Source organism: Actinomyces mediterranea, from assembly GCF_900155595.1.
Classification (GTDB): Bacteria; Actinomycetota; Actinomycetes; order Actinomycetales; family Actinomycetaceae; genus Pauljensenia; species Pauljensenia mediterranea.
This window is the reverse complement of sequence record NZ_FTPB01000003.1, coordinates 449,037-464,069: the sequence shown is the minus strand read 5'-3', so window position 1 is coordinate 464,069 and position 15,033 is coordinate 449,037. Positions and strand designations below refer to the sequence as shown.

Annotated in this window: 11 protein-coding genes and 1 riboswitch; all 11 genes read left to right on the top strand. The window is 63.3% G+C overall.

Features of this window, described 5'->3' with window-relative positions; all coding sequences use genetic code 11:
* The first annotated feature begins 91 nt into the window (after window positions 1-91).
* The 11 genes from BQ7471_RS03195 (at window position 92) to BQ7471_RS03145 (ending at window position 15,003) form a co-directional block, all read left to right on the top strand.
* Entirely contained in the window at window positions 92-3,502 is a 3,411-nt protein-coding gene (locus BQ7471_RS03195) for a delta-60 repeat domain-containing protein (RefSeq protein WP_076464423.1), read from the top strand.
* Window positions 3,503-3,539: 37 nt separating this feature from the next.
* The gene (locus BQ7471_RS03190; RefSeq protein ID WP_076464145.1) at window positions 3,540-4,265 is read left to right on the top strand and encodes a WecB/TagA/CpsF family glycosyltransferase; all 726 of its coding nucleotides are present in this window, start codon (window positions 3,540-3,542) and stop codon (window positions 4,263-4,265) included.
* A gap of 35 nt (window positions 4,266-4,300) precedes the next feature.
* Window positions 4,301-4,384: riboswitch (ZMP/ZTP riboswitch) on the top strand.
* Between the two features lie 42 nt (window positions 4,385-4,426).
* Window positions 4,427-5,716 (top strand): serine hydroxymethyltransferase, encoded by a 1,290-nt coding sequence (glyA, locus tag BQ7471_RS03185; RefSeq protein ID WP_076464421.1) that lies wholly within the window; start codon window positions 4,427-4,429, stop codon window positions 5,714-5,716.
* Complete coding sequence (locus tag BQ7471_RS03180; protein WP_076464143.1) at window positions 5,713-6,609, top strand: bifunctional methylenetetrahydrofolate dehydrogenase/methenyltetrahydrofolate cyclohydrolase; 897 nt, start codon at window positions 5,713-5,715, stop codon at window positions 6,607-6,609. Before glyA ends, BQ7471_RS03180 begins: the two co-directional genes overlap by 4 nt.
* Before the next feature lie 48 nt (window positions 6,610-6,657).
* Complete coding sequence (locus BQ7471_RS03175) at window positions 6,658-7,896, top strand: arginine deiminase (protein WP_076464142.1); 1,239 nt, start codon at window positions 6,658-6,660, stop codon at window positions 7,894-7,896.
* Between the two features lie 170 nt (window positions 7,897-8,066).
* Window positions 8,067-9,293: an arginine deiminase gene (locus tag BQ7471_RS03170; RefSeq protein WP_076464140.1), complete on the top strand. Its 1,227-nt coding sequence runs from the start codon at window positions 8,067-8,069 to the stop codon at window positions 9,291-9,293.
* A gap of 30 nt (window positions 9,294-9,323) precedes the next feature.
* A complete protein-coding gene (gene argF / locus BQ7471_RS03165; RefSeq protein ID WP_076464139.1) occupies window positions 9,324-10,322 on the top strand; it encodes an ornithine carbamoyltransferase in 999 nt (332 codons plus the stop codon).
* Window position 10,323: 1 nt separating this feature from the next.
* A complete protein-coding gene (locus BQ7471_RS03160) occupies window positions 10,324-11,304 on the top strand; it encodes a carbamate kinase (protein ID WP_076464137.1) in 981 nt (326 codons plus the stop codon).
* Window positions 11,305-11,414: 110 nt separating this feature from the next.
* Window positions 11,415-12,542, top strand: coding sequence for a serine/threonine protein kinase (locus BQ7471_RS03155; RefSeq protein WP_076464135.1), 1,128 nt, complete (start codon window positions 11,415-11,417; stop codon window positions 12,540-12,542).
* Window positions 12,543-12,635: 93 nt separating this feature from the next.
* Entirely contained in the window at window positions 12,636-13,703 is a 1,068-nt protein-coding gene (locus BQ7471_RS03150) for a DMT family transporter (RefSeq protein WP_235821212.1), read from the top strand.
* The gene (locus BQ7471_RS03145) at window positions 13,666-15,003 is read left to right on the top strand and encodes an MFS transporter (RefSeq protein ID WP_076464134.1); all 1,338 of its coding nucleotides are present in this window, start codon (window positions 13,666-13,668) and stop codon (window positions 15,001-15,003) included. Before BQ7471_RS03150 ends, BQ7471_RS03145 begins: the two co-directional genes overlap by 38 nt.
* Window positions 15,004-15,033: the final 30 nt, after the last annotated feature.

The following is a 15,033-nucleotide window of genomic DNA, read 5'->3' as shown; positions in this document are numbered from 1 at the left end:
GTTTTTGATAGTCGCTACCGGTGTGATTAAATGAATTGTTTAGGTTGTTTCGATTTATCCCTCATCCCGTCGGGTCAGTGAAAGAATGACGATGAAACTGCGCTCCCTCTGTGCCCTGTCGCTGGCTGTGGCCCTTGTGATCGGATTCCCCTGGGCGCCTGACGCCACGGCCGATGACCCCGATGTTTCGAGCGTCCGCGACGGGTCCTCCGCGGCGAGAGCCGCCGCCTCATGCTGGGACGTCAAGGAGCAGAACCCTGCTGCCGAAGACGGTGCCTACTGGCTGCTCACCCCCCAGATGGAGACTCCGCAGCAGTTCTTCTGCGATCAGACAATGGACGGGGGAGGTTGGGTCCTCATCGGTCGCGGACGCGAGGGGTGGGAGACATGGTCCGTCGGGAAAGGCGAGGCCTCCGCCCTCGTCACGCGCAACCGCACGCCCGACGATTTCAATCCCGTCCAGCTGTCGAATGAAACGATCGACGCCCTCCTCAACGGGGGCGCCCCTTCCGCGCTCGACGAGGGATTCAGGGTCGTGCGAGCCTACGACAGGCACGGCACCAGCTGGCAGAGCGTCGACATCAAGCCGCACATCATGCCGCACTGGACGTGGCCCTTCAAGTCGTTGATACCCGTGTCCTACCGTTTCAACAATGGGAGCTGGCAGGGAACCAGCATTATCCGCTCGGGTTTTGGCCCGGGTGGGCTCGAATATGTCAACATGCACACGAGTGCGTCGAAGAACTACGCGATGGGCTTCGCCTACAGCTCCAAGGCCCACGTGTCCGGCAGTCTCCACTCGTCCTCGTTCATCATCGACTCCGGGCGCGGATACATGCCCTATTCGGAGGTCTACGTCCGCCCGCGTATCACATCGACCGACGCGGGATTCTCACCCATCCCCGACTCCGGAACCGTTGAGCCCGTCGGCGCCCGCACCGTCTCCCCCTACGCCCAGCGCACGGGCTGGGGGGTCGAGGGAAACCTCAACGGCTCGGTGGCAGAGGGCAATATCCAAGTCCAGGCCATTGAACAGGTGGGGGACACCATGTTCGTCGGCGGCAACTTCACCGGCGTCAAGAGAGGCACAAACGGGGCCGTTCAACCGAGTGCCGGTCTCGCGGCGTTCAACGCGACCTCGGGGGAATGGATCTCCTCCCTCACCTTCGATTTCAACAACCAAGTGAAGGATCTCCTCGCCCTTCCCGATGGGCGCCTCCTCGTCGTCGGGGACTTCACCCGGGTGGGGGGCGAACGACACAGCGGAACAGTCGTCATCAACCCTGCAGACGGTTCGATCGACCAATCGTGGGACCTCCTCATCGAGAACGGACTGTCGAACGGGAGGGTTTCGGTCACCAGCGTCTCTACGGATGGTAATTTCATCTACTTCGGGGGCAGATTCACCCACCTGTCCGGGCAGGGCGCGATGAGGGTCTACGGTCGTGCCGCTGCCCGAGTGTCAATGACCGGAAAACCCGACCGCTCGTGGAACCCCGAGTTCTTCGGCACCGTCGTCGCCTCCACCGTCGACACAGCGACCTCGCACTACTATGCGGGCGGCCACTTCGCCAGGACGGCGACCGGTCGGGCCGACAATGCGGCGGCCATCTCCACCGAAACCGCCGCGCTCGACCCCTCATTCCAGTTCGTCGGATCCTCGGTCAAGCGCACGTATCAACAGGCGGTGGACGTTGCGGGCGACCGCGTGTACTTCGGAGGATCCGAGCACAACCTCTTCGGATACGACACCTCCTCGCATCGACGGACCTCCGCGTCGATCACGCTGAACAATGGGGGCGACCTCCAGGCGATCACCCACTCCGACAACGGAGTTCTGTACGCGTCGTGTCACTGCTCGGATTATTCCTACCAGGATGCCGACAACTTCGATTACATCGGCGAGGGGTGGACCAGAGCCGACGAGATCCTCTGGGTGGGGGGATGGGATGCCGTGACCGGAGAGCATCTTGGCTGGACACCCTACCGGCTGTCCTCGCGGCGCTCGACTGGCGCGTGGGCCCTCAAACTCTCCTCGAACGGAGCCCTGTGGGTCGGCGGTGACTTCACGAGGTCCTTCACCTCGAAGTACTCGTCGCAGTGGAACGGCGGATTCGCGATCTACCCCGCTCAGGATGCGACACCCCCCGCCGCGCCGTCAGGACTGCGCGCCACCGGCGTCGACGACACCACGGTCACACTCACATGGCGCGGCGCCGAGGATACCGCATCGTACGAGATCCTCCGCGATGACCGCGTGATCGCATCGACGGCAACGACCACCGTCGAGGTGCCGCTGGGCGGGGCGAATCGTTTCTTCGTGCGAGCAGTCGACTCCGCGGGCAATAGGTCCGCGTCGACGGCCGTGTACATGCCCGGACCGGTCATCGAAAGCCAAGAACTCCTCACCGACACCGCAACCTGGAAGTTCCGGTGGTCTGCTGAGGCTCCTGACGCGTCATGGGCAACCCCGGACTACGACGATTCGCAATGGGAGCAGGGCAAAGCGCCGATCGGCTACGGGGCTTCCCAGATCCACACGCTCATCGACGCCTCCTCGATTGCGCCTCGTCCGGTGACGACGTACTTCCGTACGACTTTCACGGTTGACGACCCATCATCGATTGGTGGTGTGGAGATCTCCTACACCGCAGACGACGGCGCCGCCGTCTACATCAACGGGCGAGAAGTCCAGCGCACGCGACTGACCGAGGGGGCGCAGCTCCACCACGGCTTCTACGCCGACGCGCCCGTCAATACCGCCCGTGCCCGCGCTCAACGCTCATCCGTGGTCGTCGCCTCCTCCCTGTTGACCCCTGGCGCTAACACCATTGCGGTGGAGACCCACGTTAACTATCGATCGAGCCCTTCGATGACGATGCAGGCAACGGTGACGACCGTCGGCATCACCGAAGTTCCTGATGATGCGATCGGTGCCGACCCTGAAGAGCCGACGCCCGAGGAACCGACGCCCGAGGAGCCCCTAGAACCCGCTGAGGACATCATTTCGACGGGAGACGTGTGGTCGTACTGGACGAATAAGGAGGCTCCGAGCGCCGATTGGATGACCGAGTTCGACCTCGCTTCCTGGGAGCGGGGGAAGACTCCGATCGGGTGGGGGAGTGCGGAGTTGGCGACGCCGCTGTCGATCCCATCCGCAGACCGTGCTGCCGCGTACTACTTCAGCCGGGATGTCGAAGTGATGAATCTGACGGAATCGACGGTCATGACGTTGAGCGTGAGGGCCGACGATGGTGCAGTGGTCTATGTCAATGGCGTCGAAGTCGGGCGTCAACGCATGAGCGAGGGGCCGGTCACGCACTCGACCTTCGCGAATGCGGCGATTTCGACGGCGAAGGCGATTGCAGATCCTCTGGTCATCAAGATCCCCGCCTCCGTCCTTCGCGAGGGGAGTAACCGGATCAGTGTTGAGGAGCACCTCAATTACAGGTCCACGCCGTCGATGACATTCGACGCGACCGTGAGCATCACGCGCGAGTGATCGAATCTACGGTCATGATTTGTGACATGGTGAACGCATGACGGCCCCCGCTCATGAAGATCCCCTCGAAGAATGCGCCCGGCAGGTGATGCAACCCGGACGGGTCGTCACCTGGCTCAACCACTATTCGCTGCTGAACGCCGACTGGGAACAGCTCGCAAGGGTCGACCTCGTTGGGATCGACGGAACGCTCTTGCAGATGGCGCTCGCGCGCGCGGGCCACTCCATTGAGCGCTCCTCGGCGGATCTCGTCGCCCCGCACGTCTTCCGCCTGCTTGACAAGGGCGCGAAAATCGCGCTTATCGGCGCTGGGCCGGGGGTCGCGCTCAAGGCGGCTGAACGCCTCGGCGACTTCGAGACGATGTGTATCGACGGATATGAGGGGCTCGCGCAGCTTCGCGCCGACCCCGGTCAGCTCATCGCATTCGATCCCCGGCTCGTTATCGTCGGCCTGGGCGCGGGACTGCAGGATCGGATTGCCGTCGGCGTCCGCGCATGGCTCCCCAGGGCCTCTGTCATGACGGCAGGCGGATGGATTGATCAATTCGCAGCCGCTGAGCAGTACTTCCCGGCGTGGATCCATCGTTTCCGCCTGGGGTGGGCGTGGCGGATCGCTCACGAGCCGCGCCGACTCATCGGAAGATACACGGTGGACGCTCTTCGTTTCGTCGTCGAGGGTTCTGCGCTGGTCGCGCGTCTCGAGTCCATGGGAAGCCCAACCCCTCTGGGGGTCCGCATCACGAGCGGGTCCTCCGGCGCGTGATCGGGTGATGCACATGCCGGTGCGACGCGATACAGTGGCTGCGTCGTGACTGGCGAATAGGTGGGCGACCACCGGGGAGCGATGAACTGGCATGACGGCCGCCCGCCTGGGCCGTGGTGCCGACCGATGACTCGGTGAGTTCGAAGAAACAGGAGAACCCGATGGATTCCCTTAACAACATGCCCCTGGCTCAATTGGATCCCGAGATCCGAGCCATCCTCGATCAAGAGCTGGAGCGCCAGCGCACCACCCTCGAGATGATCGCGTCGGAGAACTTTGTGCCCCGCGCCGTACTCGAAGCGCAGGGCTCGGTGCTGACGAACAAGTATGCAGAGGGCTATCCCGGACGTCGCTACTACGGCGGTTGCGAAGCGGTCGACGTTGCGGAGTCTCTTGCGATCGAGCGCGCCAAGCAGGTCTTCGGCGCAGACTTCGTCAATGTTCAGCCCCACGCGGGTGCACAGGCGAATGTCGCGGCCCTCATGGCGATGGCAGAGGTCGGCGACACGATCCTCGGGCTGTCCCTCGCCCACGGAGGCCACCTCACCCACGGTATGCGCATCAATTTCTCCGGCAAGAACTACCGCGCCGTCGCCTACGAGGTTGACCGCGATACCATGCGTATCGAACCCGACGCGGTGCGCGAAGCTGCTCTGCGTGAACGCCCGAAGGTCATCATCGCAGGCTGGTCCGCCTATCCGCGCCATCTTGACTTCCAGGCATTCCGCGATATCGCCGATGAGGTGGGCGCCGCCCTGTGGGTCGACATGGCCCACTTCGCCGGCCTTGTCGCCGCCGACCTCCACCCCAACCCGCTCCCTTATGCGGACGTTGTCACGACGACCGTCCACAAGACCCTCGGTGGTCCGCGCTCGGGCATGATCCTGTCGTCGCGCGGCGAGCAGTGGGGCAAGAGGATCAACTCCGCGGTGTTCCCCGGACAGCAAGGGGGCCCGCTCATGCATGCGATCGCGGCGAAGGCCATTGCGATGAAGGTCGCGCAGACTGAAGAGTTCAAGGACCGCCAGCGCCGCACCATTGAGGGCGCACAGCTCCTCGCGGAGCGCCTGGGCGCCGATGATGCGAAAGCGGCGGGCGTCAAACTCGTCACCGGCGGCACGGATGTGCACCTCGTCCTCGTGGACCTCGTCGACTCCGTCCTCGACGGCAAGCAGGCAGAAGACCTCCTCCACGAGGTCGGTATCACCGTCAACCGCAATGCCGTTCCCTTCGACCCGCGCCCCCCGATGCGCACCTCCGGACTGCGCATCGGCACCCCCGCTCTGGCGACCCGCGGTTTCGACGCCGCTGACTTCGCCGAGGTCGCGGACATCATCGGCACGACCCTTGTTCAGGGTGCCTCCGGCGGATCGGTCGACGTCGAGCGGCTGCGCCGTCGCGTTGCCGCTCTCACCAATGCGCACCCGCTCTACGCAGGACTCGGCGAATGAGGGCCCCCTGGAACGGACCCGCGAAGGTCCTCGACGGCACGGCGACCGCCGCACGCATCAAGGCCGAACTCGCTGATCGGGTCGCCGCCCTGCGTGAGCGCGGCATCATCCCGGGTCTTGGCACGATCCTCGTCGGCGAAGACCCCGGTTCGGTGACCTACGTCGCGGGCAAGCACCGTGACTGCGCCGAGGTCGGCATCGAGTCGATCCGCATCGACCTGCCCGAGACCGCCTCGCAGGAAGAAGTCGAGGCCGCAGTGCATCGCCTCAACGCGGATCCCGCGTGCACCGGCTACATCGTGCAGCTTCCCCTGCCCACGGGCATCGATCAGAATGAGGTCCTCGAGGGGATCGATCCCGCCAAGGATGCGGATGGGCTGCATCCGACGAATCTCGGGCGGCTCGTGCTGCGCGGCTCAGGGCCCATCGAATCTCCGCTCCCGTGCACGCCGCGCGCCGTCATCGAACTCGTCGAGCGCCACGGCATCGACTTGGCAGGCGCGGAGGTCTGCGTCGTGGGCCGAGGCGTGACGGTGGGGCGCTCCATCGGTCTGCTGCTCATGCGAAAAGAGGTCAATGCGACGGTCACCGTGTGTCACACAGGGACCCGCGACCTGGCCGATCACGTGCGCCGCGCGGATGTCGTGGTGGGTGCGGCGGGTACGGCGGGCCTCATCACCGCCGACATGGTCAAACTCGGGGCGGTGGTCCTCGATGTGGGCGTCAGTCGGGTCGTGGGGGAGGGCGGGCGCTCCCGCCTCATGGGCGACATCGCCGATGGGGTTGACGAAGTCGCCTCGTGGCTGTCCCCCAACCCCGGAGGCGTCGGCCCAATGACGAGGGCGCTCCTCGTCACCAATGTCGTCGAAGCCGCTGAGCGCGCGGCGCAGTGACACTGCGGGGCGGTGGCGATGCCCCGCCCCACTTGTGAGGAGGATTCAATGCAGCCCCATGTCGTCAGCGAAGTCGAGCCGCTGAAAACCGTTCTGGTCCACCGCCCTGGCAGTGAGATGTCCAGGCTCACTCCCTCCAATATGGGAGAATTGCTCTTCGACGACCTCATCTGGCTGGAACGCGCTCAAGAAGAACACGACGCGATGACGGATCAAATGCGTGCCCGCGGGATCGAGGTGCTCTATTTCGATGAGCTGCTCACCGAGGCCCTCGAAGTGCCCGGCGGCCGCGATGAGGCCCTCGAACTGGTCTTCACGGAGCGCACCGTCGGTCCTGCTGCCCTTGATGCGCTGCGGGCATTCGGTGCGGCTCTGGGTGCGCGCGAATTGGCGGATATGCTCATCGGGGGGTTGACGAAGCGGGAGTTGCTCAACCAGGTGAGTGAGCCGAGATCCGCGTGGATCTCCGGCATGGGTCTCGACGAGTTCATTCTCGCCCCCTTGCCGAACCATCTGTTCACCCGGGATACATCCTCGTGGATCTCCTCGGGCGTCGCCGTCTCCTCGATGCGCAAGCCCGCGCGCAGGCGCGAGACCATCAATCAGGAGATCGTCTACCGCCTCCACCCGCGCTTCGCCTCCGAAGACATCCCCTTCTGGAAGCACGGGACCCTCGACGGATCCGCGACGATCGAGGGCGGGGACATCATCAATGCGGGTAACGGCGCCCTCATCATCGGCGCATCTGAGCGCACGACGGCGCAGGGCATCGAGCGCCTCGCCACGCGCCTCTTCGCGGGTGATGCGGCGAAGGTGGTCATCGTGTTGCAGATCGAGAAGAAGCGCGCGCAGATGCACCTCGACACGATCTTCACCATGCTCGACGAGCGCACTTTCACCGTCTACCACGGACTCGGGCAGGTCCGAACCCAGGTGATTCGCCCCGGGGACGATGGCGATCTTGACATCAGCGTCTTCGATGCGGAGATGATGCACGACGTCATCGCCCGCGCCCTGGGCGTCGATGCTATCCGCGTGATCACGGTGCCGACGGATTCTTTGACCGCCGAGCGCGAGCAGTGGAACGACGGGTCGAATCTGCTGGCCCTCGAACCGGGCGTCGTCATGGCCTATGAGCGCAACCATGTGTCGAATGAGTACTTCTCCTCCCTCGGATTCGATGTCGTGACCATCCCCGGCAACGAGCTGGGGCGCGGGCGCGGCGGCGCCCACTGCATGACGTGCCCGATTGTGCGCGCTCCTGCTCCGCTCGATGACGGCCAGTGAGGCGCTAGGGAAGTACCTCTTACTGGAAGAAGTTGTTAAGGTACATGTGTACTAGCTGAAAAATGTCTGGAAATTCACGAAACCTCTTTTGGTACGAACGTGCTATTGGTACGCTCGTACGCATCTCGAACATGTGATGTTCGCAACGATGTAATACAGGAGGGTCTTTGATGAAACCATGTGTTTCTTCAGAGGTCGGAGCCTTGAAGCAGGTGATGCTTCACCGCCCCGGCAATGAAATGCTGCGCCTCACTCCTTCGAATAAGGATGAACTCCTCTTCGATGATGTGCTGTGGCTGGAACGCGCTCAGGAAGAGCATGACGCTTTCGCTGAGAGTCTGTTGCAGCGCGGGGTCGAGGTCCTCGACTTCAAACAGATGCTGGGGGAGGCGCTGGAGAGTCCGAGAGCCCGCTTCCAGGCGCTGTCAGAAGTCTTCACCGAGGAGCTGTGCGGCCTGGGCGCCATCGACGCCATCGTGTCCTACGCGGAGAAGCTCGAGGCGCACGACCTTGCAGAACTGCTCATCGCGGGCATGACGAAGAAGGAGCTCTTCGAACGGGTCCCCTACACCCGCTCCGTCTCGCTGGAGACCATCGCGGACGACGACTTTGTGCTCGCGCCCCTTCCCAACCATCTCTTCACCCGGGACACGTCCTGCTGGATCTACGACGGCGTCTCCATTTCGGCGATGCGAAAGAGCGCCAGGCGCCGGGAGACCATCAATGGGGAGATCCTCTACCGCCATCACCCCCGATTCTCGCAATACGGCCCGAGGATCCACTCCAACGGCTCCGAAGCGGGAACGCCCACCGTGGAGGGCGGCGATGTCCTCGTCATCGGTAACGGTGCGGTACTCGTCGGCATGAGTGAGCGGACCTGCCCCCAGGGCGTCGAGCGGCTGGCTGCGCGCCTCTTCTCCTCCAATCGCGTCAACCAGGTCATCGCCGTCGAAATGCCCAAGACGAGGGCGCAGATGCACCTCGACACGGTGATGACCATGGCGGACGCAGACACCTTCGTCAAATATCCCGGCCTGGGAATGCTGCGCTCGCACACGATCCGACCCGGCGATACTCCGAAAGAATTGGACGTGACGATCAACGACCCCGAAGAGATGCACGTCGTCATCGCCAAAGCCCTCGGCCTGGACTCCCTGAGGGTGCTCGAACCGCCATTCGACTCGCTGACCAACGAACGCGAGCAGTGGAATGACGGGTCGAATGTCTTGGCGATCTCGCCCGGCGTCGTCGTCACCTACGAGCGCAATACGGCGACCAACTCCTTCCTCGAGGAGAACGGCATCGAAGTCGTCGCCATTCCGGGCAATGAATTGGGACGAGGGCGCGGTGGCCCGCGCTGCATGAGTTGCCCGATCGTCCGCGACCCAGTCAACTGACACCCAACCGCACTATTGAAAGGATCCACCATGGCGCATGCCCTACAAGGACGGCACTTCCTCAAGGAAGTGGACTTCACTCCCCGGGAGTGGCGCTCGCTTCTCGACCTCGCCGCTTACCTCAAGGCGGCGAAGCGCGAAGGGCACGAAGCGCAACACCTCAAGGGGAAGAACATCGCCCTTCTCTTCGAGAAGACCTCCACTCGCACTAGGTGTTCATTCGAAGTCGCAGCCCATGACCAGGGAGCCCATGTCACCTACCTTGATCCCTCGGGATCGCAGATGGGGCACAAGGAGTCGGTCGCTGACACGGCGCGCGTACTCGGGCGGATGTTCGACGCCATTGAATTCCGCGGAGCCAAACAGGAGCACGTCGAATTGCTCGCGAAACTGTCCGGAGTCCCCGTATGGAATGGCTTGACGGATGACTGGCACCCCACTCAGATGCTCGCCGATCAGATGACGATGATCGAAGCATCGGGTAAGGACATCGCCGACATCTCCATCGCCTACGTCGGCGATGCCCGCAATAACGTCGCCAACTCGCTGCTCGTGTCATGCGCGATGATGGGGATGGATGTGCGCATGGTCGCCCCTCCCGAATTGCACAATGACCCCGGGATCGTCGTCAGGGCGAGCGAACTCGCCGCGGCGAACGGCGGCAGGGTCCTCGTCACCGATGACATCGATACCGGCGTCGCCGGCGTCGACTTCATCTACACCGACATCTGGCTGTCCATGGGCGAGCCCAAGGAGAAGTGGGATGAGAGGATCGCGCTGCTGCGCGACTACCAGGTCAATGCGGTGCTCATGGCAAAGGCGGGGCCGCAGGCGAAGTTCCTCCACTGCCTGCCCTCATTCCACGACCGGCTCACCACGGTCGGGGAGGACATCTTCCAGCGCACCGGCCTCGACGGGCTCGAAGTGACCGATGACGTCTTCGAATCCGAAGCCTCCATCGTCTTCGATCAGGCGGAGAACCGCATGCACACGATCAAGGCCGTCATGGTCGCCACCCTGGGGAGCTGATATGCGCATCGTTGTGGCACTCGGGGGGAACGCCCTCTTGAGGCGCGGGGACATCCCCGACGCGTCGACGCAGATCGCACATGTTCAGCGCGCCGCCCAAGACCTCGCGCGACTGGCAGAGGAGCACGAGCTCATCATCACCCACGGCAATGGGCCGCAGGTGGGGGTGCTCGCCCTCGAAAGCGCCCAAGACACCAGACTGACGGAGTGCTATCCCTTCGACACACTGGGAGCGGAGACGCAGGGCATGATCGGCTACTGGCTCCTCCAGGCCCTCCAGAACGCTCTCCCCGGACGCCATGTCGCATCCCTCATCAACCAAACGCTGGTCCTGGCGGGAGACCCGGCATTCGACCGCCCGACGAAGTTCATCGGCGAGGTCTACTCGAAGGAGCAGGCTGAAGCACTCGCCCAGGAGAAAGGCTGGGCGATCAAGGCCGACGGCGAGCACTACCGGCGCGTCATCGCCTCGCCCCAACCGCAGCGAATCATCGAGACCCGGATGCTCAGGGTCCTCGTCAACGCCGGAGCGGTGGTCATCTGCGCGGGCGGCGGGGGCATTCCCGTCATCCGCAACGAGCAGGGCAAACTGCAGGGCATTGAGGCGGTCATCGACAAGGATCTCACCGCGTCCGTCCTCGCCGAATCCCTCGACGCGGACGCACTGCTCATCCTGACCGACGTTGACGGGGTTCATGAGGGCTTCGGAACACCCGAGGCGCGCGCCGTCCGCCGTGCGACACCGGCCTCCCTGCGGGGCATGAACCTGCCCGCCGGGTCGATGGGACCGAAGGTCGAGGCTGTCTGCCGCTTCGTCGAACTCACCGGGGGAACGGCGGCGATCGGTCGACTCGAAGACGCAGTCGACATCATCGCGGGCACCGCCGGAACAGTCGTCACCGCCGGAGGCGACTACGGCGGACCGGACGACATCCGCCCCCCGCTGCCCGAATCCCACGATTCACGCATCCGTCACGCATAGCGATGGTGCGGACAGAAACGACGAGAAGGAGATGATGCCGCTCCAGCCCCTCCCATGACACCCCATCACTACTGACACCACACGCACAACATCACGAAGGAGTGAGAACAATGGCGAAGATCGTCAACTCATGGAATGATTTCGATCCGCTCAAGCACGTCATCGTCGGACGTGTCGAGAACTCGGTCATCCCCCCGGAAGAACCGGCCACCTCGGAGAAGGTCCCGGTCGATTCCGAGATGCGCGGCATGTGGGGACCGCGTCCCCTTGAAACGGTCGAGAAGGCTGCAGCACAGCTCGACTTCCTCGTCAAGACCCTCGAGGAGCACGGCGTCAGGGTCGACCGGCCGACCCCGTTGCAGTGGAATCAGCCGGTCATCACACCCGACTTCCGTACCGATTCGATGATGACCTGCATGCCGCCCCGCGACATCCTGCTCACCATCGGCAATGAGATCATGGCGTCGGCGAATTCGTTCCGCTGCCGTTACTTCGAGTACCTCGCCTATTGGCCGCTGATGAAGCAGTACTTCGATGAGGACCCCGAGTTCAAGTGGACGCAGGCCCCACGCCCGCGCCTGACGGACAAGTCCTACAAGCACAACTACTACGACGAGCGCATCTCCTTGGAGGAGAGGCTCGAGCGCACCGCCGCGAAGGACTTCGTGACGACCGAGGTCGAGCCCATGTGGGACGCCGCCGACGTTTTACGCCTGGGCAAGGACCTCTTCATCCAGCACGGGCTCACGACGAACCGCACCGCCATGGAGTGGTTCAAGCGCTACTACCCCGATCTGCGCGTCCACGCCGTCAACTTCCCCGGCGACCCCTACCCGATCCACATCGACGCGACCTTCGTGCCGCTACGGCCCGGACTCATCATCAACAATCCGCAGCGCCGCCTGCCCGAAGAGCAGCGCGCGATCTTCGAGGCGAATGACTGGCAGATCGTCGACGCCGCTCAGCCCGCGCACGATACGCCGCCGCCGCTGTGCTACTCGTCGGTGTGGTTGTCGATGAACTGTCTCGTTCTCGATCACAAGACGGTGATCTGCGAGGCATCGGAAGTCCATCAGATGGAGCAGATGGATAAGCTCGGGATGAATGTCATCCCGGTGCCGTTCCGCGACGCCTACCCGTTCGGCGGTGCCCTGCACTGTGCGACCGCGGACGTGTACCGCGAGGGAGGCTGCGAGGACTACTTCCCGAACCAGGTCGACGATCCGACGCTGGTCTGAGCAGCGACGCTTCGACCATGAATCCGGGGCCGCGCCGAGCGACTCGGCGCGGCCCCGCGCCCACATCTCCTCCTTAGCATCAGACAGGGGACAATGATGTCCGACTCTTCTGCCACCACCTACTCGATGAACAAGAGGCTCGGCGCTATCGCCATGATCCTGTCCGCCACGGGCATGGGTCTGGTTGGCACCTTCTCGCGCGGTGCGACCGCAGGCCTCACCCCCGAACATAAGGCCGTCATCGGCTCATTCCTCGCATTCGGCCGCATGAGCGCGGGACTCATCGGATTCCTGCTTATTGCTTTCGCGACGAAGAAGCTCGCGGATGTGTTCCGCGCGAAGATCACCCCCGCTGTCATCCTCGGCGGTGTCTCCATCGGCCTGTCTCTCGGCTGCTATATCTCCTCCACGCTGCTCACATCAATCGCCAACGCGGTATTCCTCATCTACACGGGCCCGCTGTTCTGCACGCTGCTGGCGCGCATCTTCCGCAAGGAGAGAGTCTCCCCGATTGCGGCGTTCTTCCTGTTCCTCGTGTTCATCGGAATGCTCATGACGATCGGCGTCATCGGGTGGAAGGACGGGTCGCTCAGTTTCGGACTGGACTTGTCCGCAACTTCCGCCGAGTACCCGATGAAGCCCGTCGGCGACCTCCTCGGACTCCTGTCCGGCGTTTTCTACGGCCTCGCCCTGTTCTTCTACGGATACCGCAAGGATATGGATTCAGTGGTGCGCGGAGTCTGGAACTTCCTGTGGGCCGCGATCGCGGCACTGACGATGTCGATCGTTCTGCGCCCCTGGGAGGGGATCTCAACCTTCACACCGGGGAACTGGGTGTGGGCAGTAGGCCTGTTCCTCGTGTGCGGCCTCTTCGCCCTGGGCTGGCTGGTGGTCGCCGGGCGCAACCTTCCCGCCGTTGAAATGTCGACCATCTCCTACTGGGAGTGCGTCGTCGCAATCATCTGCGGAATCGTGATCTTCAACGAGTCGCTTGACGTCGTCTCGGGCATCGGGGGACTCCTCATCATTGTCGGCGGACTCGCTCCGATATTCGTTCCGTCGCCACAAGAGGGCATAATGGTGCGCTCTGATCTCGATGCCGATGCGATGAACGAGGAAAGAGGTGCCCACAGTGAGCGCGACTACCACCCCGTCGGATGACGACACACGCCCTGAACAAGCGCCTGTCCTGAAGAAGGCGGCGGGTGCGAGCTTCATCGGCAATTTCATCGAGTGGTTCGACTACGCCTCCTACGGTTATCTTGCCACAGTGATCGGAGTCGTCTTCTTTCCCGACTCCGACCCCTCAGTCAGGCTGATATCGGCATTCGCAATCTTTGCAATGTCATTCATCCTGCGCCCCATTGGAGGCGTCATCTGGGGGATGTGGGGGGATCGCTTCGGACGGCGCTGGGCACTGTCGTGGTCGATCCTCATCATGTCCGGGTCAACGTTCCTCGTCGGCCTGCTCCCCGGGTACCGGACGATCGGAGCGGCGGCGCCCCTGCTCCTACTGCTGCTGCGCATCATTCAGGGCTTCTCCGCATCGGGGGAGTACGCGGGAGCCGCCACATTCCTCGCTGAGTTCGCACCTTGCAGCCACAGAGGGCGCTACACGGCCCTCGTTCCCGCCTCCACGGCTGCAGGCCTGCTCGGCGGATCTGTTATGGTGACCATGCTGCATGCCCTCCTCGACGCTGAGGCGATGCACGGGTGGGGGTGGCGAATCCCCTTCCTCCTCGCCCTGCCGCTGGGCTTCATTGGACGCTATATTCGAGTGCACTTGGAGGACTCTCCGGTCTTCCAGGAGCTCAAGTCCAGTTCGCGTTCAGACCAGCGTCGGGCGCCGTTGACGAACCTCATGAAGCACCACTCCAAGAGTGTGGCCATCGCCTTCGGAGTCGCATCGCTCAACGCGGTAGCGTTCTACCTGCTGTTGAGCTACATGCCGACCTATGTCCATGAGGAGTTGGGAATCGGGGAGACCGTCTCGACGGCGATCTCCTCGGCGACTCTCGTCGTCTATATCATCGCAATCGGAATGATGGGGCATTTCTCGGATCAACTCGGGCGCAGGACGATGCTGGTCGCGGCATCGGTCGCATTCATCGTCTTGACGATTCCCGTTTTCGTATTCATGAATAGCAAGTACATCATTGTCATTCTTCTGTGCGAAATAGTGTTCGCGTGCATCTTGACGCTCAATGACGGCACCCTTGCCACATTCCTCGCCGAATCATTCCCCACGGAGGTCCGATACTCCGGTTTCGCCCTCTCGTTCAATGGCGCGAATGCGCTGCTCGGCGGGACGGCTCCGGTTGTCGCCACATGGCTCATCCAGGTGACGGGCTCGCGCCTCGCGCCCGCCGTGTATCTCACGGTCGTTGCGATCGGGGCGCTCGGGGCCATGCTGTGCGCACGCGATAACGCGGGGAAGGATATGAACGATATCAGTGGATGACAACAGTTGCGGATCGCATGAGTGAAAGCG

Coding starts and splice junctions, on each gene's coding strand:
- BQ7471_RS03195 (WP_076464423.1), top strand. CDS start 92: ATGAAACTGCGCTCCCTCTGTGCCCTGTCGCTGGCTGTGGCCCTTGTG.
- BQ7471_RS03190 (WP_076464145.1), top strand. CDS start 3,540: ATGACGGCCCCCGCTCATGAAGATCCCCTCGAAGAATGCGCCCGGCAG.
- glyA (WP_076464421.1), top strand. CDS start 4,427: ATGGATTCCCTTAACAACATGCCCCTGGCTCAATTGGATCCCGAGATC.
- BQ7471_RS03180 (WP_076464143.1), top strand. CDS start 5,713: ATGAGGGCCCCCTGGAACGGACCCGCGAAGGTCCTCGACGGCACGGCG.
- BQ7471_RS03175 (WP_076464142.1), top strand. CDS start 6,658: ATGCAGCCCCATGTCGTCAGCGAAGTCGAGCCGCTGAAAACCGTTCTG.
- BQ7471_RS03170 (WP_076464140.1), top strand. CDS start 8,067: ATGAAACCATGTGTTTCTTCAGAGGTCGGAGCCTTGAAGCAGGTGATG.
- argF (WP_076464139.1), top strand. CDS start 9,324: ATGGCGCATGCCCTACAAGGACGGCACTTCCTCAAGGAAGTGGACTTC.
- BQ7471_RS03160 (WP_076464137.1), top strand. CDS start 10,324: ATGCGCATCGTTGTGGCACTCGGGGGGAACGCCCTCTTGAGGCGCGGG.
- BQ7471_RS03155 (WP_076464135.1), top strand. CDS start 11,415: ATGGCGAAGATCGTCAACTCATGGAATGATTTCGATCCGCTCAAGCAC.
- BQ7471_RS03150 (WP_235821212.1), top strand. CDS start 12,636: ATGATGTCCGACTCTTCTGCCACCACCTACTCGATGAACAAGAGGCTC.